Annotated in this window: 12 protein-coding genes; 3 read left to right on the top strand and 9 right to left on the bottom strand. The window is 73.6% G+C overall.

Annotation, left to right across the window (positions count from 1 at the left end):
• Positions 1 to 6 precede the first annotated feature (6 nt).
• The 3 genes from CIB93_RS31380 to CIB93_RS31370 all read right to left on the bottom strand — a co-directional run bounded on the left by CIB93_RS31380 (position 7) and on the right by CIB93_RS31370 (position 7,715).
• Positions 7 to 3,474 carry an ATP-dependent DNA helicase gene (locus tag CIB93_RS31380; protein ID WP_096631815.1) on the bottom strand — a complete coding sequence of 1,156 codons (3,468 nt, stop codon included), beginning with the start codon at positions 3,472 to 3,474 and terminating at the stop codon, positions 7 to 9.
• Positions 3,475 to 3,529: 55 nt separating this feature from the next.
• Complete coding sequence (locus CIB93_RS31375) at positions 3,530 to 7,000, bottom strand: ATP-dependent DNA helicase (RefSeq protein ID WP_096631813.1); 3,471 nt, start codon at positions 6,998 to 7,000, stop codon at positions 3,530 to 3,532.
• 307 nt (positions 7,001 to 7,307) lie between these two features.
• Positions 7,308 to 7,715, bottom strand: coding sequence for an MGMT family protein (locus CIB93_RS31370; protein ID WP_306454831.1), 408 nt, complete (start codon positions 7,713 to 7,715; stop codon positions 7,308 to 7,310).
• Positions 7,716 to 7,936: 221 nt separating this feature from the next.
• Here CIB93_RS31370 and CIB93_RS31365 point away from each other — a divergent pair, with 221 nt between their 5' ends.
• The 3 genes from CIB93_RS31365 to CIB93_RS31355 all read left to right on the top strand — a co-directional run bounded on the left by CIB93_RS31365 (position 7,937) and on the right by CIB93_RS31355 (position 14,211).
• Entirely contained in the window at positions 7,937 to 10,726 is a 2,790-nt protein-coding gene (locus CIB93_RS31365) for a lysylphosphatidylglycerol synthase domain-containing protein (RefSeq protein WP_096631809.1), read from the top strand.
• A gap of 169 nt (positions 10,727 to 10,895) precedes the next feature.
• On the top strand, positions 10,896 to 12,488 hold the full coding sequence (locus tag CIB93_RS31360; RefSeq protein WP_096631807.1) for an alpha/beta hydrolase: 1,593 nt from the start codon (positions 10,896 to 10,898) through the stop codon (positions 12,486 to 12,488).
• Between the two features lie 127 nt (positions 12,489 to 12,615).
• Positions 12,616 to 14,211, top strand: coding sequence for an alpha/beta hydrolase (locus CIB93_RS31355; protein WP_257002445.1), 1,596 nt, complete (start codon positions 12,616 to 12,618; stop codon positions 14,209 to 14,211).
• Between the two features lie 67 nt (positions 14,212 to 14,278).
• Here CIB93_RS31355 and moeZ read toward each other — a convergent pair whose 3' ends face one another.
• The 6 genes from moeZ to CIB93_RS31325 all read right to left on the bottom strand — a co-directional run.
• Positions 14,279 to 15,457 (bottom strand): adenylyltransferase/sulfurtransferase MoeZ, encoded by a 1,179-nt coding sequence (gene moeZ / locus CIB93_RS31350; RefSeq protein WP_096631804.1) that lies wholly within the window; start codon positions 15,455 to 15,457, stop codon positions 14,279 to 14,281.
• Positions 15,458 to 15,556: 99 nt separating this feature from the next.
• The gene (locus tag CIB93_RS31345) at positions 15,557 to 16,381 is read right to left on the bottom strand and encodes a spherulation-specific family 4 protein (protein ID WP_096631803.1); all 825 of its coding nucleotides are present in this window, start codon (positions 16,379 to 16,381) and stop codon (positions 15,557 to 15,559) included.
• Entirely contained in the window at positions 16,369 to 17,334 is a 966-nt protein-coding gene (locus tag CIB93_RS31340; RefSeq protein ID WP_096631801.1) for an NAD(P)-dependent oxidoreductase, read from the bottom strand. Before CIB93_RS31340 ends, CIB93_RS31345 begins: the two co-directional genes overlap by 13 nt.
• A 191-nt stretch (positions 17,335 to 17,525) precedes the next feature.
• Positions 17,526 to 18,659: a hypothetical protein gene (locus CIB93_RS31335; protein WP_257002444.1), complete on the bottom strand. Its 1,134-nt coding sequence runs from the start codon at positions 18,657 to 18,659 to the stop codon at positions 17,526 to 17,528.
• Between the two features lie 34 nt (positions 18,660 to 18,693).
• On the bottom strand, positions 18,694 to 20,463 hold the full coding sequence (locus CIB93_RS31330) for a DUF3492 domain-containing protein (protein ID WP_096631799.1): 1,770 nt from the start codon (positions 20,461 to 20,463) through the stop codon (positions 18,694 to 18,696).
• A 433-nt stretch (positions 20,464 to 20,896) separates the two neighbouring features.
• Positions 20,897 to 21,929: DUF3152 domain-containing protein (locus CIB93_RS31325; protein ID WP_107470991.1), on the bottom strand; the 1,033-nt coding region annotated here is incomplete at its 5' end.

Below are 21,929 nucleotides of genomic sequence, written 5' to 3'. Positions count from 1 at the left end.
TTGAGCCTATCCGCCCTCGGGGGCCGGCTCGTCCAGCAGGATCCGCTCCAGCTCGGCCCGGCCCGGCAGCCCTTGCGGGTGGACGGTCTCCCCGCTGCGTACGTAGAGGAAGGTGGCGGTGACGGCGGTGAGCGGCAGGTCGTGCAGCTCGGCCCAGGCCAGTCGGTAGACGGCGAGCTGGAGGGGGTCGGCGGTGCGGTGGCGGGTGGTCTTCCAGTCGACGATCTCGTACGTGTCACCCGTGCGGTAGACGGCGTCGATCCGGCCCCGGATCACCCGGCCCGCGAGGGTGATCTGGAACGGGGTCTCCACCCGGTACGGCGTGCGCCGGGCGTACGCGGTGCGCTCGAACGCCTCCTTCAGCTCGGCGAGGTCCCGCTCGTCGGCGATGTCCGCGTCGCTCTCGTCGCCCCCGGGCAGTTCGTCGGGGCCGAGCATGGGCAGCGGGAGCTCCTCGTACCGGGACTCCACCCAGGCGTGGAAGCGGGTGCCCCGGCGGGCGGCGGGCTGCGGCGGCCGGGGCATGGGCCGGGCCAGCTCCTTGGCGAAGGCGTCGGGGTCCTCGGCCAGGAGCAGCAGCTGGGTGGCGGAGAGCGAGGCGGGGACGAGGACCTCGCGCACGGTGGCGCGGGCCCGGCGCAGCTCCCCGGCCAGGGCGTCCAGGTCCCGGTCCCAGGAGGCGAGGGTGCGGGCTTCCTCCGGGGTGAGCGCTGCCGTGGCGCCGGGCTCCGGGGCGTGGCGGGCGGCGGGGACGAGCGGTGCGGGCTCCCGTACGGACTCCGGGGCCGGGGCGCCGGGGGGACGTTCGGTGGGGAGCTCGTCCCAGTCCCAGTCCTCGTGGCCCTCCTCGATGGGCGCCTCGTCGTGGTCAGCCCCGTACGCCGTTACGTCGTCGGGGCCGGTGCCGTACGCCGGTGGCTGCTGATCCCCGTGGACGGCCAGGCCCTCCAGGTGGGCCAGGACCGTGTCCCGGGCGGCGCGGCGGCGGGTAAGGGCGTCGGCGTCGAGCGGGAGCGGCCAGGCCAGGTCGGTTTCGGGTGCCGCGAGGGCCGGGTTCTCCTCGTCCTCGGCGGGCTCGTCCGCCCAGGCCTCGACCTCGCCGTGGCCCGCCGCGCAGTGCTCGTACAGCGCCTCCAGGAAGGCGGACGGGCCGCGCGTCCTCTTCTGGGACGGGCCCCACCAGTGGCCGGAGCCGAGGAGCAGGGAGCGGGGGCGGGTGAACGTGACGTAGCCGAGGCGCAGCTCCTCCGTGTGCTGGTGCTCCTTCATCTCCTGCTTGAACGTCTTCATGCTCCTGGCGTCGAGCCCGTCGAAGGCGTCCAGGGCCGGGAGGGTCGCCGCGTCGCCGCGCAGGGCGTGCGGGAGCACCTTGGCCTGGGCGGTCCAGGCCTCCCGGGACTGGCCGCTGGGGAACTGGCCGGTGACCAGTCCGGGCACGGCGACCACGTCCCACTCCAGGCCCTTGGACTTGTGCGCGGTGAGGACCTTGACGGTGTTCTCGCCGCCGGGCAGCGCGTTGTCGAGGCCCTTCTCGTACTGCGCGGCGGTCCGCAGGAAGCCGAGGAAGGCGAGCAGGGACGCCTCACCGTCCAGGGAGGCGAACCGGGCCGCTATGTCCAGAAAGTTGGCGAGGGTCTCGCGGCGGCGGGAGGCCAGCGCCTGTGGGGAGGCGGACAGCTCGACGTCCAGCCCTGTGGTGGCCAGGACGCGGTGCAGGACGTCCATCAGGGGGTCCGCGAGCGAGCGGCGCAGGTCGCGCAGCTCCCGGGCCAGGCGGGCGAAGCGCACCCGGGCCTCCGCCGAGAACGGCAGCCCGTCGTCCGCCGCGTCCCCCGCGATGAGGAAGGTGTCCAGGGCGTCGGCGAGCGATATCACCTCGGCCGGGTCGGTGCCCTCGACGGCCTCCGCGAGCCGCCGGTCCGGGTCGGCGCCGTCGTCCGCGCCGCCCGCCCGGTGCACGAGGAGGCGGGCGCGGCGGCCCAGGAGGGCGAGGTCCCGGGGGCCGATGCGCCAGCGCGGTCCGGTGAGGAGGCGAACCAGGGAGGCGTTGGCCCCCGGGTCCTGGAGGACCTCGCAGACGGCGACCAGGTCGGCCACCTCGGGCAGATGCAGCAGCCCGGCGAGGCCGACGACCTCGACCGGGATGTCCCGGGCGACCAGGGCGGCCTGGATCTGGGGGAAGTCCCCCGCGGTGCGGCACAGGACGGCGATCTCGCCCGGTGGGGTACCGGTGCGCACGAGATGGGCGAGGGAGTCCGCGAGCCAGTCGATCTCTTCCGTGTGGGTGTTCAGCAGGGCGCAGCGGACCAGTCCGTCGCGCTCGGCGCCCGGGGCGGGGCGCAGCGCCTCGACGCCCTCGTGCATCGCGCGCAGCGGCTCCGCTAGGCCGTTGGCGAGCTGGAGGAGGCGGCCGCCGCTGCGGCGGTTCTCGCTGAGGCTGTAGCGGGTGGCGGGGATGCCGTCGGCGTGCGGGAAGTGCTCGGGGAAGTCGTCGAGGTTGGCGACGGAGGCGCCGCGCCAGCCGTAGATCGCCTGGCAGGGGTCGCCCACGGCGGTGACCGCGTGACCGGTGGGTGGGTGACCGGCCGCCCCCGGCCCCGTACCGCCGCCGAACAACGCCGAGAGCAGCAGGCGCTGGGCCACCGACGTGTCCTGATACTCGTCGAGCAGCACGACCCGGAACTCGTCCCGCAGGATCTCCCCCACCTCGGGGCGGGTCAGGGCCAGCTCGGCGGAGAGCGCGATCTGGTCGCCGAAGTCGATGAGGTCCCGGCTGCGCTTGGCGGAGCGGTAGCGCTCGGTGAGGGCGAGGAGCGAGCGGCGGGCCTCGGCGGTCTCGGGGATCTTGCGCAGGTCGGCGTTGCTGAGCTTCGCGTGCTCCAGGGTGCGCAGCAGCTCGGTGTCGTACGTGTCCAGCGCCCGAGGGCGTACGAGGTGTTCGGACAGCTCCGCGTCGAGCGCCAGGAGATCGCTGACGAGGGTGGGGAAGGACCGGGTGAGCGCCGGATACGGGCCCGGCGCCTCGCGCAGCACCTTCGCCGCCAGCTGATAGCGGGTGGCGTCGGCGAGGAGGCGGGTGGCGGGCTCCAGGCCGATGCGCAGTCCGTGCTCGGTGAGGAGGCGGCCCGCGAACGCGTGGTACGTGGAGATCGCGGGCTCGCCCGGGGGGTTGTCCGGGTCGATGACGTCGGGGTCGGTGACCCCGGCGGCGATGAGCGCCCTGCGGACGCGCTCGGCCAGCTCGCCCGCCGCCTTGTTGGTGAAGGTGAGGCCGAGGACCTGCTCGGGCGCGACCTGGCCGGTGCCGACCAGCCAGACCACGCGGGCGGCCATCACCGTGGTCTTCCCCGACCCGGCTCCGGCCACGATCACCTGCGGGGCGGGCGGCGCGGTGATGCAGGCCGTCTGCTCCGGGGTGAAGGGAATCCCGAGGAGCTCCTTGAGCTGCTCGGGATCGGTGATGCGTGAGGACACGTGGGAAACGGTAACCGGAGCCACTGACAACCCGGGCCGATGCTCACGAAAGGCCCTACTCCACCACCTGCCGCCCCTCCGGCTGTGCGCTGCACGAGGCACGGAACGTGCAGTGCGTGCAGTGGGTGCCGGTGGTGGGCGTGAAGCGTTCGTCCAGGACCTTTCCGGCGGCCGTGGCGAGCAGGTCGGAGACCCACTCCCCCGCCAGCGGCTCCTGGGCCTGGACCTTGGGGAAGGCGTCGCCGCCCTCCTTCTTGGGGGCGGGCTGACGGAGCTGGACCAGTTCCGCGCCGCCCGGCTCGGGGCGCTTTCCGTCGAAGACCTCGTCGACCGCGCCCTCCCGGACGGCGAGCTGGTAGACGGCGAGCTGGGGGTGAGCGGCCACCTCGTCCTTGGTGGGCGCGCCCTTGCCGGTCTTGAAATCGACGACGTACGCCCGGCCCTCGGCGTCCTGTTCGACCCGGTCCATGGAGCCCCGGATACGTACGGCGTAATCGCCCGCCTCCAGGGTCACGTCGAAGTCGTGCTCGCTCGCGGCGGGCGTGCGGCCGGCGCGGTCCAGGACGTGCCAGTGCAGGAAGCGTTCCAGGGCGGCACGGGCCTGGTCCTTCTCCTGTTCGGACTTCCAGGGGGCGTCGAAGGCCAGGCCGTTCCAGACGGAGTCCAGGCGTTCCATGAGGACGTCGAGATCGGCGGGCGTACGGCCGGATGCGACTTCGTCGGCGAGTACGTGGACGACGTTGCCGAACCCCTGGGCGGCGGTGGCCGGGGCGTCGGCCTTCACTTCGCGGCCCAGGAACCACTGGAGTGCGCAGGTGTTGGCGAGCTGGTCCAGGGCGCTGCCGGAGAGGGTGACGGGCTGGTCGCGGTCGCGCAGGGGGACGGCGGAACGGGTCGGCTCCTCCAGGCCCCACCAGCGGTACGGGTGGGCAGCGGGCACCAGCGGCCGTCCCTCGTCGTCGGTGAGCGCGGCGAGCCGGGCGAGGCGGTGGGCGGCGGCCTCGCGCAGGGCGTCGGACGCGGCCGGGTCGACCGTGGTGGCGCGCAGCTCCGCGACGAGCGCGGCGACCGCGAGGGGGCGGCGCGGGCGGCCGGTGACCTCGCGGGGTTCCACGCCCAGCTCGGTGAGGAAGCGGGAGGGCTGGTCGCCGTCGTCGGCGGGAGCCTTCACGGCGGTGACGACCAGGCGATCGCGGGCGCGGGTGGCAGCGACGTAGAAGAGCCGGCGCTCCTCGGCGAGGAGCGCCCCGGGCGTCAGCGGCTCGGCGAGGCCGTCGTGGCCGATCCGGTCCGCCTCCAGAAGGGAGCCCCGGCGGCGCAGGTCGGGCCAGAGCCCCTCTTGGACCCCGGCGACGACGACGAGCCGCCACTCCAGGCCCTTGGAGCGGTGGGCGGTCATCAGGCGTACGGCGTCGGGGCGGGCGGTCCGCCGGGAGAGGGTGTCGGCGGCGATGTCCTGCGCGTCGACCTCTTCGAGGAAGTTGAGGGCCCCGCGCCCGCCGGTGCGCTCCTCGGCGCGGGCCGCCGTCTCGAACAGGGCGCACACCGCGTCGAGATCGCGGTCGGCGTTGCGCCCGCCCGCCCCGCCGCGCAGCGCGGCCGCCTCCAGCCTGCGCGGCCAGGGGGTGCCGTTCCACAGGGTCCACAGGGCTTCCTCGGCAGTGCCGCCGCCCGCCAGGAGTTCGCGGGCCTTGCGCAGGAGCGCACCGAGGCGCTGCGCTCCGTGGGCGTACGCCGGATCGTGCGTGACGAGCCGCTCGGGCTCGGCCAGGGCGCGGGCCAGCAGCGCGTCGGAGGGGGCGGGAACCCGGATTCCGGCGGCCCGTTCCTCGTCGCGCAGGGCCCGGCCGAGGCGGCGCAGATCGGCCGCGTCCATGGAGCCGAGGGGAGAGGTGAGGAGGGCGAGCGCGGTCTCGGTGTCGAGCCAGGGGGCGGGCCCTCCCTCCGGCTGAGCTTCTGCCGGTTGCGGTTCTGGTTCCGGCTCCGGCTGAACTACTCGTTGTGGTTCCGGCTCCGGCTGAACTGCCGGTTCCGGCTCCGGCTCCAGCCCCGGCTCCGGTTCCGGTTCCGCCGGACGGTCGTGCAGCGCAGCCGTCGCCACAGCTCGCAGCGCCGTCAGCAGCGGAGCGACGGCCGGTTCGTGGCGGAGCGGAAGGTCATCGCCGTCGACCTCCAGGGGGACGCCCGCCGAGGTGAGGGCGCGGCGGACGGCGGGCAGCGAGCGGCCCCCGGCCCGTACCAGCACGGCCATCTCCTGCCACGGCACCCCGTCCTCCAGATGGGCGCGGCGCAGCAGGTCCGCGATGTTCTCCAGCTCCGTGGAGGCGGTCGGGTAGGTGTACGTCTCGACACGGCCGCCCTCCCGGACGGCGTGCAGCTCGCGGTGGGCGCGGACGGTGTCGGCGGGCAGCCGGGTCAGCGGCATCCGGCGGGTGAGCAGCCGGGTCGCCGCGAGCAGTCCGGAGCCGGAGCGCCGTGAGGTGGTGAGGACGCCCACGGGCGCGGGAGTGCCGTCGGCCCGGCGGAACGTGTCCGGGAAGTCGAGGATGCCGTTCACGTCGGCCCCCCGGAAGGTGTAGATGGACTGGTCGGGGTCGCCGAAGGCGATCAGCGTCCGGCCGCCGCGCGTGTCCTCACCACGCCCCCGGGCACCGCCCGGCGCACGCCCCCGGTTCCCCGCCAGCGCGTGCAGCAGCCGCACCTGCGCGGGGTCGGTGTCCTGGTACTCGTCGACGTACACCGCGTCGTAAGCGCCCGCGAGCTGCGCCGCGACCTCGGGGCGCTCGGCGAGCAGGACCGCGCGGTGCACCAGTTCGGCGTAGTCCAGGACGCCCTGGGCATCGAGGACGTCGAGGTACTCCGCGAGGAACTGGGCCGCCGCCGTCCAGTCCGGGCGGCCCGTGCGGCGGGCGAAGTCGGCCAGCGCGTCCGGGCCGAGGCCCAGCTCACGGCTGCGGGCCAGCACCGCGCGCACCTCGTCGGCGAAGCCGCGGGTGGTCAGGCAGGCCCGCAGCTCGTCGGGCCAGCGGATATGGGCCAGGCCCTCCTTCTCCAGGTCGAGCTGGCCCGCGAGCAGCTCGCGGACGGTGACGTCCTGCTCGGGCCCGGACAGCAGGCGCAGCGGGTCGGCGAAGAGGTCGGCGTCCTGGTGGGCGCGGACCAGGGCGTAGCAGTAGGCGTGGAAAGTGGTCGCCTGCGGGCCGCGCGCCGCGCCGAGCCGGGCCGCCAGCCGGTCGCGCAGCTCGACGGCCGCCTTGCGGCTGAAGGTGAGGATCAGGATGCGGGCGGGGTCGCCGCCCCGGTTCACCCGGGCGGCGACGGACTCGACAAGGGTGGTGGTCTTCCCGGTGCCGGGTCCGGCGAGGACCAGCAGCGGACCGCCGGGGTGATCAACCACCGCTCGCTGACCTGCGTCCAGGAGGGGGGGATCCACGGACCCGGGCGGAGTGCGCACCAGCCGGTACGCGCCCGTGGTCCGCGGCCGTGACTCACGGTGCGGACTGTGCCGGGTGGAGGAGGTGCTCACGTGGATCGCCGGTCCTGGTGGGTGTACAGGTGATGAGGAACAGGGTCGGGACAGCCGGGACAGCCGGGACAGCCAAGGCGGTCACGGCAGTGAAAGCGGTCAAAGCAGTCAAAGCAGTCGAGGAAAGGGGCGGAGCGTGCCGCGCGAACACGACGCTACGCCAGCGGCGGCGCGCGAGGCAGCGGGGGCGCTGCGTCCCTCGTCACGTGCGTCACGTGCATCACGTGCGTCGTGTGCGTCACCTGCATCACGTGCGTCGTGTACGTCACGTGCGACGCGCCCCTCGTCGCACCGGGAGCGGACGCTGTCAGGTGTGAGATTGCTCGTGCCCGGGTCCGTCCGCGCCGGTGCCGTCCCAGCGGGCGTGGCGCATGTCGAGGCGCGGCACGTGCCCCTCCGACTGCCGGGACGCCGCACGGAGCGGCGTACCCTCCGCGCGGTAGTGCTCCAGCGCGCGGAGCTCATGGCCGGGAAGCAGCGTCCCGTCGGCCCGGACGACGCGCCACCACGGCACGGCGGAGCCGTACAAGGCCATCACCCGGCCGACCTGGCGGGGCCCGCCCTCGCCCAGCCACTCCGCGACATCGCCGTACGTCATCACCCGGCCGGGCGGGATCAGATCGGCGACGTCGAGGACACGCTCCGCGTACTCCGGCAGTTCGGGGCCGGTCGGCGCGGTGCCGGGTCCGCCTCCGCCCGTCTGGTCCTGGCTCATCCGCCCCATCCTGCCGTACGCGACCGACAGCCCGCCCGGAACGGTGGCGGTCCGGGCGGACAGCGTGCGCACAGGTGCAAAGGAGCGTATGTTGCGCTTCCCGCGCCCGTGCAATGCACCCTGATGCCCCCCTCTGTCTACGGGCCGTGCCACCATCGTGCGGGCGGTGACCGGTGATACGAGACCACGAAGACGAACCAGAGGCGACGAAGGAGCAGGGCGTGCAGCCACCGAAGGCGGCGGACGCCTCTGATGCCGGGGAGCGCTCGTCGAGCGCTCCGGAGGACTCCGGAGCGTCCGCGGGCTCCGGAGTTCCCCGGGCCGACGGCCCCACCACGTCCGTCTCCGGTTCCGGCCATCTGACCGGTTCGACCCTGGCTTCCGCCGACGCCGCCCTGAGCGACCGGGTCTCCGGTGACGAACCGCTGCTGCCCGCCCGGGTCCACCGCCCCTCCGACCTGATGCGGCTGCTCATCGGGGTGTTCGCGATCGCGGTCCTGCTCTCGATCGCCGCCTTCGCCCAGGGCACCACCACCGGCCTTGAGGACGACATCTCCAAGGGCACCGAGCAGGCGCCCGATCTGCTGATCAAGATCGCCGGTCTGGTGTCCAGCATCGCCGTGCTGCTGGTGCCCGTCGCCTTCGCCATCGAGCGCCTGATCAAACGGGACGGGCTGCGCATCGCGGACGGCGTACTGGCCGCGGTCCTCGCCCACGGGGTGACCCTCGCCACCGACCTGTGGGTCTCGCGGACCGCGCCCGGCACCATCCAGGACGCGCTGACCCAGCCGCAGACGACGGGCGGGCTGACCGACCCGGTGCACGGCTATCTCGCGCCGGTCATCGCGTACATGACGGCGGTCGGTATGGCGCGGCGGCCTCGCTGGCGCGTGGTGCTGTGGATGGTGCTGCTGCTCGACGCGTTCGCGATGCTCGTCGGCGGGTACACCACACCGTTCTCGATCATCCTGACCGTGCTGATCGGCTGGACGGTGGCGTACGGCACGCTGTACGCGGTCGGCTCACCGAACGTCCGCCCGACCGGCCAGCACCTGATGGCGGGGCTGCGGCACGTCGGCTTCCGCCCGATCGCGGCGATGCGAGCCGAGGACACCCCGGACCGGGACAGGGACGACAAGGACAGCGTCGACCAGGGCGACCGGGGGCGGCGCTATCTGGTCACCCTGGAGGACGGGCCGCCGCTCGACGTCACCGTCGTCGACCGCGAGCAGCAGGCCCAGGGGTTCTTCTACCGGGCCTGGCGACGGCTCACGCTGCGCGGGATCACCCAGCGGCGCTCCATCCAGTCGCTGCGCCAGGCGCTGGAGCAGGAGGCGCTCCTCGCGTACGCGGCGATCGCCGCCGGGGCGAACGCGCCCAAGCTGATCGCCACCTCCGAACTGGGGCCCGACGCGGTGATGCTCGTCTACGAGCACATCGGCGGCCGGTCGCTGGACGCGATGGAGGACGTGGAGATCACCGACGATCTGGTGCGCAGCGCCTGGCGTCAGGTCAAGGCCCTCCAGTCGCGGCGGATCGCGCACCGCAGGCTGACCGGCGACGCCCTCCTGGTGGATCGTTCCGGCAAGGCGTTCGTGACGGATCTGCGCGGCGGCGAGATCGCGGCCGGTGATCTGGTCCTGCGCATGGACGTGGCCCAGTTGCTGACCACGCTGGGGCTGCGGGTGGGGGCCGAGCGGTCCGTCGCCGGGGCACTGGCCGTGCTCGGTCCGGACGCCGTGGCGGACTGTCTGCCGCTGCTCCAGCCGATCGCGCTGAGCCGGTCCACCCGGGCTGCGCTGCGCCGGATCGCGCGCGAGCGTTCGCAGCGCGAGCGGGACGCGGCCGTGGAGGCCTCACAGACGGCCAAGCGGACGAGGGCCGAGGAAGCCGGGGGCGAGCACACCTCGGACCGCAAGGCCGGACGCAAGTCCCACCGGACCGAGAAGCAGGCCGAGAAGCGGGCCATCGGCGAGGCGCTGGAGGAGGCCCGCGATGAGGATCTGCTCGCCCAGATCCGCCGCCAGGTCCTCCTGATCCGCCCGCAGGCGCCGGTCGAACCGGTGCGGCTGGAGCGCATCAAACCGCGCACCCTCTTCAGCTTCATCGCCGGGGCCATCGCCGCGTACTTCGTGATCTCCCAGGTCACCCAGGCGGACTTCGGGGCGGTCGTGGAGCAGGCGGAGTGGGGCTGGGTGGCGGCGGCCCTCGGCTTCTCGGCACTGAGCTACGTGGCGGCGGCCATGAGCCTGCTGGGTTTCGTGCCGGAGCGGGTGCCGTTCCTGAAGACCGTGCAGGCGCAGGTGGCCGGCTCGTTCGTGAAGATCGTCGCACCGGCCGCCATCGGGGGCGTGGCCCTGAACACCCGCTTCCTCCAGCGCGCCGGGGTGCGCCCCGGACTCGCGGTGGCGAGCGTCGGGGCCTCCCAGCTCTTCGGGCTCGGCGCCCACGTCATGCTGCTGGCGCTGTTCGGCTATCTCACCGGTACGGAGAGGACCCCGGACTCGCTGACCCCGTCCCGGACGGTGATCGCGGGTCTGCTCACGGTCGCGGTGCTGGTGCTGGTGGTGACGGCGGTCCCGTTCCTGCGGAAGTTCGTGGTGACCCGGGTGCGCTCGCTGTTCGCCGGGGTCGTGCCGCGCATGCTGGACGTGGTCCAGCGGCCGCAGAAGCTGCTCACCGGCATCGGTGGCATGCTGCTGCTGACCGGCCTGTTCGTGCTCTGCCTGGACGCCTCGATCCGGGCGTTCAGCGGACCGCACGTCCCCGAGCTGAGTTACGCGAGCATCGCGGTGGTCTTCCTCGCCGGGAACGCGATCGGCTCGGCCGCCCCGACGCCGGGCGGTATGGGCGCGGTCGAGGGGGCCCTGACGCTGGGCCTGATCGCGGTCGGACTGCCGAGCGAGGTCGCGGCGCCCGCGGTGCTGCTGTACCGCGTGATGACGCTGTGGCTGCCGGTGCTGCCGGGGTGGATCGCCTTCAACCAGCTGACGCGCAAGGGCGAGCTGTAGTCGTCGAGGGCGTCGGCACGCAGTCCGCCGGTAGTCCTCGTCGGCGGCCGACCGGGGTGCGCCGGCAGTCCTCGTCGGCCGCCGGGGCCGTGGCCCGCCGGGTGCGCACCGCCACCCGCATGGACCGCGCCCGGCCGCGCTCCCCGGCGGCCCGCCGCACGATGGGGTCATGAGGACTTCCCCCGCCCTGCGCGCCGCCGCCCTCGCCGCCACCGCCACCGTGCTGCTGCCGCTGGCCGCCTGTTCGGACGGCGACGGCGGGGACGGTTCCTCGACGCCCACCGGGGCCTCGACCGCCTCGCCGTCCGCCACCGCCCGGGAACTGGCCTCCCAGAAACTCGACTGGTCGCCGTGTCCGGCCCCGAACACAGCCCAGGGCGGCGGCGAGTCCCCGTCCCCGCTGCCCGGCGGCGCGGTTTGGGAGTGCTCCTTCATGGACGTGCCGCTCGACTACGCGAAGCCCGACGGCCGCACGATCGAGCTGGCGCTGGTCCGCGCCAAGGCCAGGGACCAGGCGCGGCGGATCGGCTCGCTGGTGTTCAACTTCGGCGGGCCCGGCGCCTCCGGTGTGGCGACGCTGCCCGCCTTCGGCACGGAGTACGACACGCTTCGCACCCGGTACGACCTGGTGAGCTTCGACCCGCGCGGGGTCGGCCGCAGCGAGGGCGTCGAGTGCGCGGACGACGCCCAGCTGGACGCCCTCTACCAGGAGGACTCCACGCCGGACAACGCGGCCGAGGAGGAGCAGTTCGTGCAGGGGCAGAAGGACTTCATCGCGGACTGCAAGGAGAACTCCGGCCCTGAACTGCCCTTCGTGGGCACGACGAACGCCGCCCGCGACATGGACCTGATGCGGACGGTGCTGGGCGACGACGAGCTGCACTACTTCGGCATCTCATACGGGACCGAGCTGGGCGGCGTCTACGCGCACCTCTTCCCGGACAAGGTCGGCCGGGCGGTCTTCGACGCGGTGGTCGACCCGACGAAGAACGCCGAAGAGTCCTCCCTCGGCCAGGCCCAGGGATTCCAGCTCGCCATGGACAACTTCACCGAGGACTGTGCGGAGCGCGACGACTGCGCGCTGCCCGGGGCCACCCCGCAGGAGGTCGAGCAGGGGATCGCGGACCTTCTGGCCGAGCTGGAGGAGCAGCCGATCGACGGGCTGGGCGACCGCGCGCTGACGCAGACGCTGGCCACCACCGGCATCGCCTCCGCGCTCTACTCCAAGGAGACCTGGCCACTGCTCGAACAGGGCCTGGACGAGGCGGGCGGCGGGAACGGCGGGCTGCTGCTCGCACTGGCGGACTCGCTCAACGGACGCTCGCAGGACGGGCAGTACGACAACTCCAACGCGGCCAACCTCGCCATCAACTGCGCCGACAGCAAGCAGCGGTTCACCCTGGAGCAGACGAAGGCGGCACTGCCGGCCTTCCGTAAGGCCTCCCCTCTCTTCGGCGACTACCTGGGCTGGGGCCTGATGGGGTGCACAGGCTGGCCGGTCGCGGGTGCCTGGGAGACCCCCGACGTCAGCGCGCCCGGGGCCGCGCCCATCCTGGTCATCGGCAACACGGGCGACCCGGCGACCCCGTACGCCGGCGCGAAGGCGATGGTGCAGCAGCTGGGCGAGGGCGTCGGCGTCGAGCTGACGTACCGGGGCGAGGGCCACGGGGCCTACAACAGCAACGACGCGTGTGTGCAGCGGGCGGTCGACGGCTATCTGCTGAACGGTACGGTGCCGAAGTCGGGCACGGTCTGCGGCTGATCGCGCCCCGGGAGCCGGTTCTGACGGTCTGGCCCGACGGTCTGTCAGAGGCGCCGATTAGCATGGCGGAACAATGCAGGCGCCCGGCGCTTCACCGGCTTCGGGCCTCGGGGAGGGGAGCCGGACCGTGCGCGCGCACCGACGGGCCCATCGGGCCGCCGTTCGAGCGGGAGCAGCCCTCCTCGCGACAGTACTGCTCGCCGGCTGCGCCCTGTCGGGGACGGCGCCGGAAGCCGCCGCGCCGGCGGACGGCCGCCCCGGCGGCGCGTCCGCCTCTCCCGCGCCGACGGGCCCGAAGGACACCGCGCGGACGCCCGCCCTGCCCTCCGCCCTCACCTCCCAGCGCCTCGACTGGGAGCGCTGCGAGGCTCCGCGCGGCGGCGAGGCCCCGGGGTCCGCGTGGCGCTGCGCGCGCGTGGACGTACCGCTGGATTACGCGAAGCCGTCCGGGGAGACCCTCTCCCTCGCCCTGATCCGCAAGGAGGCCCGCGACAAGCGGCGGCGGCTCGGTTCGCTGCTGTTCAACTTCGGCGGCCCGGGCGGTTCGGGCGTGGAGATACTGCCGCGCGCGGCGGAAGCGTACGGAAAGCTCAACACCCGCTACGACCTGGTGGGGTTCGATCCGCGCGGGGTCGCGGCCAGCTCCGGGGTGCGCTGCCGCACCGACGAGGAGCAGGAACAGGCCCACCGCAGCATCGACCTGACCCCGGACACGGCGACGGAGGAGGCCGCGTTCGTCAAGGACGCCGCGGACTTCGGCGCGGGCTGCGAGCGCCGTTCCGGCAAGATCCTCCCCCATGTCGGCACATCCGACGCCGCCCGCGACCTGGACCTGATCCGGCATGTCCTGGGCGACGACAAGCTGTCCTACTTCGGCTTCTCCTACGGTACGGAGCTGGGCGGTACGTACGCGCACCTCTTCCCGCGGAACGTGGGACGCACGGTGCTGGACGCGGTCATCGACCCCACGGCCGACGGCATAGGGCACGCCCGCAACCAGGCCACGGGCTTCCAGCGCGCCCTGGAGAACTACCTCAGGAGCCGCGGCGAGAACCCGAAGGCGGGCACCGAGCGCATAGCCCGGCTGCTGGCCCGTATCGACAGGAGCCCGCTGCCGACCGACAGCGGCCGCGAGCTGAGCGAATCCCTCGCCATCACCGGCATCGTCACCCCGCTGTACTCCGAGTCCGGCTGGCCCGCCCTGACGGCCGCCCTCGAAGAGGCGGAGGACAACGGCACCGGCAACGGCCTGCTCCGGCTCGCCGACTCGTACAACGGGCGGGACGAGCGGGGCCGTTACGACACCCAGAGCCACTCCCAGCGGGCGATCTCCTGCGCCGACACCAAGGCCAGGCCCACCCTGGACGAGGCCCGTGCGCTGCTGCCGGAGTTCCGTCGGCTGTCACCGGTCTTCGGCCCGCTCCTCGCCTGGGACACCGCGGGCTGGTGTGCGCGGTGGCCGGTCGAGGGGGAGCACGACACCCCGGAGACGAGCGCACCGGGCGCGGGCCCGATCCTCGTCGTCGGGACGACCGGCGACCCGGCCACCCCGTACGAAGGGGCACAGCGGATGGCGGACGAGCTGGGCAAGGGCGTCGGCGTCATGCTCACCAACAACGGCGAGGGGCACGGGGCGTACGGCGGCAACGACTGCGTGACGTCGGCGGTGGACGGCTACTTCCTGGACGGGAAGGTCCCGGCGGACGGCACGACCTGCGGGTAGCGGTACGAACATGCGGAAGGGGCCGGTCCGCAGTGCGCGGACCGGCCCCTCCTCCCCAACGGGTTGTCTAGTACACCGGCTTCTCGGGCTCGATCTGGTTGACCCAGCCGATCACGCCGCCGCCCACGTGCACCGCGTCGGCGAAGCCCGCCGACTTGAGGACCGCGAGGACCTCGGCGCTGCGGACGCCCGTCTTGCAGTGCAGGACGATGCGCCGGTCCTGCGGGAGGTCCTGGAGGGCTGTGCCCATGAGGAACTCGTTCTTCGGGATCAGCTTGGCGCCCGGGATCGAGACGATCTCGTACTCGTTCAGCTCGCGGACGTCGATGATCTCGATCTTCTCGTCGCCGTCGATCCACTCCTTGAGCTGCTTGGGAGTGATCGTGGCTCCGGCCGCCGCCTCCTGGGCCTCCTCGGAGACGACGCCGCAGAAGGCCTCGTAGTCGATGAGCTCGGTGACGGTGGGGTTCTCGCCGCAGACCGCGCAGTTCGGGTCCTTGCGGACCTTCACCTGGCGGTACTGCATCTCCAGGGCGTCGTAGATCATCAGGCGGCCGACCAGCGGGTCGCCGATGCCGGCGAGCAGCTTGATGGCCTCGTTGACCTGGATGGAGCCGATGGACGCGCAGAGCACGCCCAGCACGCCGCCCTCGGCGCAGGAGGGGACCATGCCCGGCGGCGGGGGCTCCGGGTAGAGGCAGCGGTAGCAGGGGCCGTGCTCGGACCAGAAGACCGAGGCCTGGCCGTCGAAGCGGTAGATCGAACCCCAGACGTACGGCTTGTTCAGCAGCACCGCGGCGTCGTTGACGAGATAGCGGGTGGCGAAGTTGTCCGTGCCGTCCACGATCAGGTCGTACTGCGCGAAGATCTCCATCACGTTGTCGGCCTCAAGCCGCTCTTCGTGAAGGACCACGTTGACGTACGGGTTGATCCCCAGCACGGAGTCCTTGGCGGACTCCGCCTTGGACCGGCCGATGTCGGCCTGGCTGTGGATGATCTGGCGCTGGAGGTTCGACTCGTCGACCTCGTCGAACTCGACGATGCCCAGCGTGCCGACACCGGCCGCGGCCAGGTACATCAGGGCCGGCGACCCGAGTCCGCCGGCGCCCACACAGAGCACCTTGGCGTTCTTCAGGCGCTTCTGTCCGTCCATCCCGACATCCGGGATGATCAGGTGGCGGGAGTACCTGCGGACCTCGTCGACGGTGAGCTCAGCGGCTGGCTCGACCAGGGGTGGCAGCGACACAGGAACCTCAACAATGCAGGTGGTCGGATTTACGTACATCGACTACGCGCACATCGACTACGTACGGTTGTTCTTCCGGTAACACTGCCACGCCCCTTCTCATTCCGAGATACCGGGTCCGATCCGCGAGACGATTTCGTCCCAGTACCTGGGCAGCGCCGCGAATGGATCGTTCTGCCCGTTCCGTCCGTCCCGGTCGGTGAAGAAGATCGTCCCGGCGCCCTGCCAGCGGGCGATGCGCATGGCCTCCTCCAGGTGGGTGCGCGGGACACCGTGGACGAAGTGGGCGAACCGCTCGGGCGGGTAGTCCGCCGTCCACTCGGCCACCTGTGACCAGCGGTAGTCGGTCCAGGGGCCCTGGAAGGTGACCAGCTGGTCGGCGGCCTCCGCGTAACCGGGGTACGGATGGGTCCCGTGCCCCAGGACCAGGCGGCCGCCGCCGTCCGCGCTGTCGCTCTCCGCCAGCAGGGCGTGGAGCGTGCCGGTGAGACGGCGGACGTCCGGCAGCCCAGCCCGCTCGGCCGGGCAGCGGGCGAGGTAGAAGCCGCCGACCCGGTACCAGTCGATGAAGGCACGGGCGTCGGCGATCAGGTCGCCGAAGGACCGCTCGCCGAAGGCCAGGTCGAGGTGGCCCAGCAGTCTGCCGCCGGAGGCCCGGACGGTGTCGTCCGGGGCCCCGCCGTGCAGGGCGCGTTCCCGGGCGTTGCGCAGCCTGCCCGCCGCCGCCAGGCAGTGCGGGTCGGGCCGGCAGCCGGGGCCCTCCGCGATGTTGAGGACGGCCCAGTGCAGCGGCGTGCCGGGGCGGACCAGCTCGGCCCACTCGGCGGGGGCGAGCAATGGGTGGGCGTAGCCCGGGACGCCGAAGCCGAGCTGTTCGCCGCCCGCGGTCCGGCGGGCGGCGTCGGGAGCGGTCAGATGCGGCACGCCGCCTCCATCCAGATGTCCGCGAGGGACTCCTCCAGGTTGATCCGGGGCCGCCAGCCGAGCCGGTCCCGCGCGGTGCGGACATCGGCCTGCTGCCAGGCGCCGCATCCGTCCGGATACGGGGACGGGGTGGCCGAGAGGTGCTCCATGACGGACTCGGCGGAGGTGCGCGGTGCCCCGATGGGCAGGCGTGCGGGGGGTGTGTCCAGCTCGTGGAGCGCGCCCGCGTACCCGGCGACTCTCGCCAGGACGGCGGCCGCGTCACGGAGGCGGACGGCCCGTCCGGTGCCGATGTTGACGACGCCCTGGGCGGCGGAGAGCGAGGCGGCGTGGACGGCCCGCGCCACATCCCGTACGTCGACGAAGTCCCGCTGCACGCCGAGGCCGCTGAGCTTCAGCTCGCCGTCGCCCGCCTGCATGGCCCGGCGCATCGCCTCGGCGAGCCGGCCGAGCGGGGAGCCCGCCGGGGTGCCGGGCCCGACCGGCGAGAAGACCCGCAGCACGACGGCGTCGAGACCGGAGCCGAGGACCAGCTCGGTGGCGGCGAGCTTGCTGACGCCGTACGGGCCGCCGGGGCGCGGCACGGCGTCCTCGGCGGTGGAGGAACCGGGCTGCGAGGGCCCGTACTCCGAGGCGCAGCCGACCTGGACGAGCCGGGCCCCGCAGCCGCTGCGGCGCAGCGCCTCGCAGACGGTGGCGACGGCGACGGTGTTGTGGCGGGTGAGGTCGCGGGCGTTGCCACGGGTGGCGCCCGCGCAGTTGACGACGACCCCGGGGTGGACGGCGTCCAGGAAGCGGGTGAGCGCTCCGGGGCTGCCGCCCGCGAGATCGAACCGGACGTCGGCGTCGTCGCCGCGGCCCAGGGCCGTGAGGTGGACGGCGGGGTCGGCGAGCAGGCGGTCGGCGACGAAGCGGCCGAGGAATCCGTTGGCTCCGAGCAGCAGCACCCTCATCGCGCACCGCCTCGGTGCCGACGGCTCACTGCCGGTGCGGGGGACTGGGGGGTCATGGCGGTTTTCTCCTAGGTCAGTCAGTCGGTTCGTGCGGTGCTGGGAAGGCCCGCGGCGTCGGCTCCGCGGGAATGGTGCGGTGGGGGGTGTGCGGTGGGGGGTGTGCGGTGGGGCGCTCGTGGTGAGGGAGCGGTTCAGGTACGGGTGTGGGCGGAGGCGCGGGAGAGGGCGAGGGAGGCGTGCAGCAGCAGCCCGAGCGCGGCCGCTCCGCAGGCGAGGGCGGGCACGGCCCCCGTCCCGCCTGCCGAGACGAGGGCGTTCACGGGCTGGGCGAGGGGTTCGAGTCCGGGCAGCCGGGAGGAGAGGACGAGGGCCGGGGCGGCGGCCTCGACGGCGCAGGCGGCGGCGAGCGCGACCGTGCCGGGCTCGGGCAATCCGTGGGCGGCGAGCAGCCGGGCGACGAAGAACAGGACCCCGAGGGCGGCTGCCGCGGTCGGCGTCCCGTTGCCGTCGAGGCCGAGGTCGGCCAGGTACAGCAGGGGCAGCAGCGCGGCGAGGAAGAGGGCGACGGCCGCGAGGAGCAGGGGCCGCACTCCCGCGCCGAACTCCTCCAGGGCGCGGCTGCCGGTCAGCTTGCGGTGGGCGTGGACGGCGAAGAGGTGGGCGCACCAGGCGGCCGGGGCGATGGCGGCGGCGAGCCCGAGCAGCGGGGCGGGGGTGCCGTCCCACGGACCGTCCGGGCCGCCGGTCATGACCTGGGCGAGCAGCTCCTCGCCGTACACCGCGTAGCTCAGGAGCCAGCAGCCGTACATCCCGGCGCGGCCCGCTCCTTCCGGCGCGCGCAGGGGCCCGCGGCTCAGGCACAGCCGGAGCGCCAGGCAGGCCAGGAGGGCACCGGCCACAGTGACGAGGGCCCGCGTCCCGCCGCCGAGCACGCCCTCGGTGAGCCGGAGCACCCCGGCGGTCGCCAGGCAGGCGGCCCCGGGGAGCAGGGCCAGGAGCGTCCAGAGGGCCCGCGCCTCGGTGTCCGGCCCGGCGTCCGGGGGTCCGCTCACGGCGGGCTCCTTCGTACGGGGCGGTATGCGGGCGTACAGCTCCTCGGCGAGCGAGAAGACGTCTCGGTGGCGGTAGCGGGCGGCGGTGCGGTCGGTGAGGCCGTGGGCTTCGAGTCCGGCGGCGATCTCCAAGGGGTCCACGGCCCGTTCGCAGAGGTCCCGATGGTCGTGCATCAGGGACTTCACCGGGTCGGCCGGCCCCCGGCGGGCGGCGGTGGATGCGGCCGGGGCGGGAGGGGCGGTGGCGGTGGCCTGGTCGTCCGGACGGGGCATGGGTTGGTCTCCGTGGTCGTGAAGCGTCGAGTGGTCACGCATCGCCGTCCCCCGGTCCCCCGGCGGCCGCGCAGACGCCCTCGGGCTCGCCGGCGCGGTCCGGCAGGCGCCCCGCCCGGGTCCAGTGGCCGAGGAGGCGGGCCTCTGGCGGGGTGGCGAAGAGGAGGGGGTCGCCGTGGGCGTTCACCGTGTCGGCCTCCCGGCGCACCGGAGTGTGTGACATCAGCTCCAGATAAATGCCGCGAAATGCCGCGAGGTTCTGTTCGACGGTGAAGAGTTCGAGCGCTCGGGCCCGGGCCGCCGCGCCCAGGCGGGCCCGGCGCTCGGGGTCGCGCAGCAGCGCCACGCAGGCGTCCGCGAGCGCCTTGGGGTTGCGCGGGGGCACCACCAGGCCGGTGCCGCCGATGACTTCGACGACCGCTCCGACGTCGGTGGAGACGGTGGCCCGGCCGCAGAACATGGCCTCGACGAGGCTGACCGGGAAGCCTTCGACGACGCTGGACAGCACGATCACGCCGCCCGCGCGGTAGGCCTCGGCGAGATCGGGGACCTCGGGCCCGCCGATCTCCTCGAAGGTGACCGGGCAGACGCCCTCGGTGTGCGCGCCGGTGGCCTCGTCCGGGAAGAGCTGGGCGGCCAGGGCCCGGCAGTGGGCCAGATAGGCGCCCCCCTCAAGGCCCGGGGCCGGGGCGCCGAAGATCCGCAGCCGGGCGCCGGGCTCGGCGCGGCGGACCTCGGCGAAGGCGTGGAGCAGGGCGATCAGGTCCTTGGCGGGCTCGATCCGGCCGACCCAGACCAGCGAGGCGGGGCCGCCCGCGCCTGCCGCGCCGAAGCGTTCGGCGTCCTCACCGACCGGGCCGAAGCGTTCGGCGGCCATGCCCGGGTAGACCGTGCGCTGCCGGGCGGGGTCGGCCCCGCAACGCTGCTGCCAGCGGCGGACATGCGTGTTGCCGGGGGTGACCAGCGCCGCCTGGCGGTAGACCTCGGTGGCGAGACGCCCGTGGAATCCGGCGAGGAGGGCGCGCACCGGTGCGCCGAACGGGGCGTCGGAGGCGGCCAGATAGTGGGCGCGCAGCTGCACCCCGTGCTCGGTGACCAGCAGCGGAACCCCGAAGAAGCGTTTGGCCAGGAGCCCCGGGAGGGCAGCCGCGCCGCCGGAGGTCGCATGGCAGAGGTCGACCGCGCCGAGGCTCTCCTGGTCGTACCAGTCGAGCGAGAGGGGGCGCAGCGCGCGTTCCAGCTCGGCGGCGAAGACGAGGTGGTCGGGAACGGTGGCGCTCTGCACGGTCCGGCCGGTGCCCCGGGCCCTGGAGGCGGCCTCCAGAATCCGTACGGTCGTCTCCGAGCGCAGGGCGAGGTGGAGTCCGCCGCGCTCCCGGGCCAGTTCGGCCAGACCGTAGAGGCCCTCGGTGAAGAGCTCCGCGCCGGGGCCGGTCCCGGGGGCCCCGCCGGTGTCGTCGGGGGTGCAGATCGCGGCGGCGAGGGCGGTGAGGTGGTCCGTGAACCGTGCGCGGTCGCGCCGCCCGTAGGACTGTTCGCCGCCGGTCACCAGACGGGCCAGCAGGCCGCGTTCGCCGCTGCCGCGCAGGGTGCCGTCCTCGGGGGTCCACAGCGGGGCGGTACGCACCCGGCTGACCTGGTGCGGGAGTCGGACCCAGCCCTGCGCCTCCTGGTGGGCGGAGCGGCTCAGGGCGAACAGGTCGAACTCGTGCTGCGGCAGCCCGCGCACCAGTCGGTCGCACCAGAGTCTGGACTCACCGTTCGCATACGGATAGCCACCTTCGGTGAGCAGTCCGATCCGCACGAGTACACCCCCGATCTCCCTTGTGGGCGGCCGCCGTTGGAACGGCGACTCACAGCGGGACGACCGTAAGCGGATACGCCGGTGGCGCGACGGACGGTTGTCCATCGCGCCACCGAAAGGGGTGAACCGTCGTAACTTTCCCGCCCCCGTAGCGTTCCGTCGCGATACAGCGGTCGGTTATTACGGAGAGTCAGGCCCCGGCCAGCTCCTTGCGGGCCGTCCGGCGGGCCGCATCGAACACGCGGACGGGGCGGTGGACCCGGTACACCTCGGCGATCCGGTCACCGACCGGGCGGCGGCGGCCCGAGCGAGGACAGCGAGTCCCGGAAGACCACGGCGGCCTTCGCGCCCGCGGGCCGGATCGCACCTCGCCGGGTCGGACCGCCGCCACGGCGGGACGGGACGGCCGTCTCGCCATGCGGACAGGGCTCGATCAGCTACCGGGGTACACCCAGGGGTTCGGCTTGCACTTGATGCCCCCCAGCTCCAGGGTCTTCGTCTGCTGCTGCATCACCGGGGCCGGGGCGCCGGGCGTGCGGCAGCTCACATGGTTGCGGCCCAGTCGGTGGCCGACCTCGTGATTGATGAGCATCTGACGGTACGGCATCAGTTTGTCCGGGCCGAACGTGGCGGCGCCCTGGGCCCAGCGATAGGCGTTGATCATGATGCGGTCGGTGGCGGCGGAGTCGCAGGAGACATTGTCGACCGTGGTGTCCAGGCCGGATTTGGCGCACCATTCGCCGGTGGTCCCGGGGCTGGCGAGCGTGATCACGAAGTCCGGGTGCCCCGAGGAGATCCGCTCGAAGGTCATCGCACCGTTGTGCGCCCAGCTCCGGTCGTCGTTCAGCGTCTTCTGGACGGCTTCGGCGAAAAGACCGGCGTCGAGGGAGAGTCCCTTCTCCACATCGATCCGGTAGCGGTATTTGTGGCCCTTTCCGGGGGCCTTCGCCAGACCGGGCACCGCCTGGAACGTGCCGCTCGCCTTCAGGTCCGGGTCGAGCGGATACGGCTTCGCCATCCTGTCCGCGTACGACAGGGGCTTGACCTCGGGCTTGGCCGAGGGCTGCCGGGGGGTCGGCCGGGGGTCGGAGCGGGAGGCTTCCCCGCTGCCGCTCTGCCGCTCCACGTCGGCGGCGCGCGCGGCCGACGAGCGGTCGCCGGAGTCCTCGGCGACCTGCCCCGCCACCACGACCGCGAGCACGGTGGTCACCGCGGCGGCGGCGATGCCGGTGAAGGTCCGCCCCTTGCCAGCCCGGGGCGCGCGGTGCTCGTCCGGCTCCCCCGCATCGCCGTCGACGTCGGCGTCGTCGACGGCGGCGGCGGCCGACGACGACGTGGCGACGCCGGAATCGGGCGACTCCTCATCGAAGGCGTCGACGAACTCGCGGCGCGGGCCCGGCACCGGGGGCCCGGCGGCCGGCTGCTGCGCCACCCGGCCGTCCGCGGCGCGCTGGGCCGCCCGCTGG

This window comes from Streptomyces sp. WZ.A104 (genome assembly GCF_002382885.1).
GTDB lineage: Bacteria > Actinomycetota > Actinomycetes > Streptomycetales > Streptomycetaceae > Streptomyces.
This window is presented reverse-complemented; position numbering and strand designations above follow the sequence as displayed.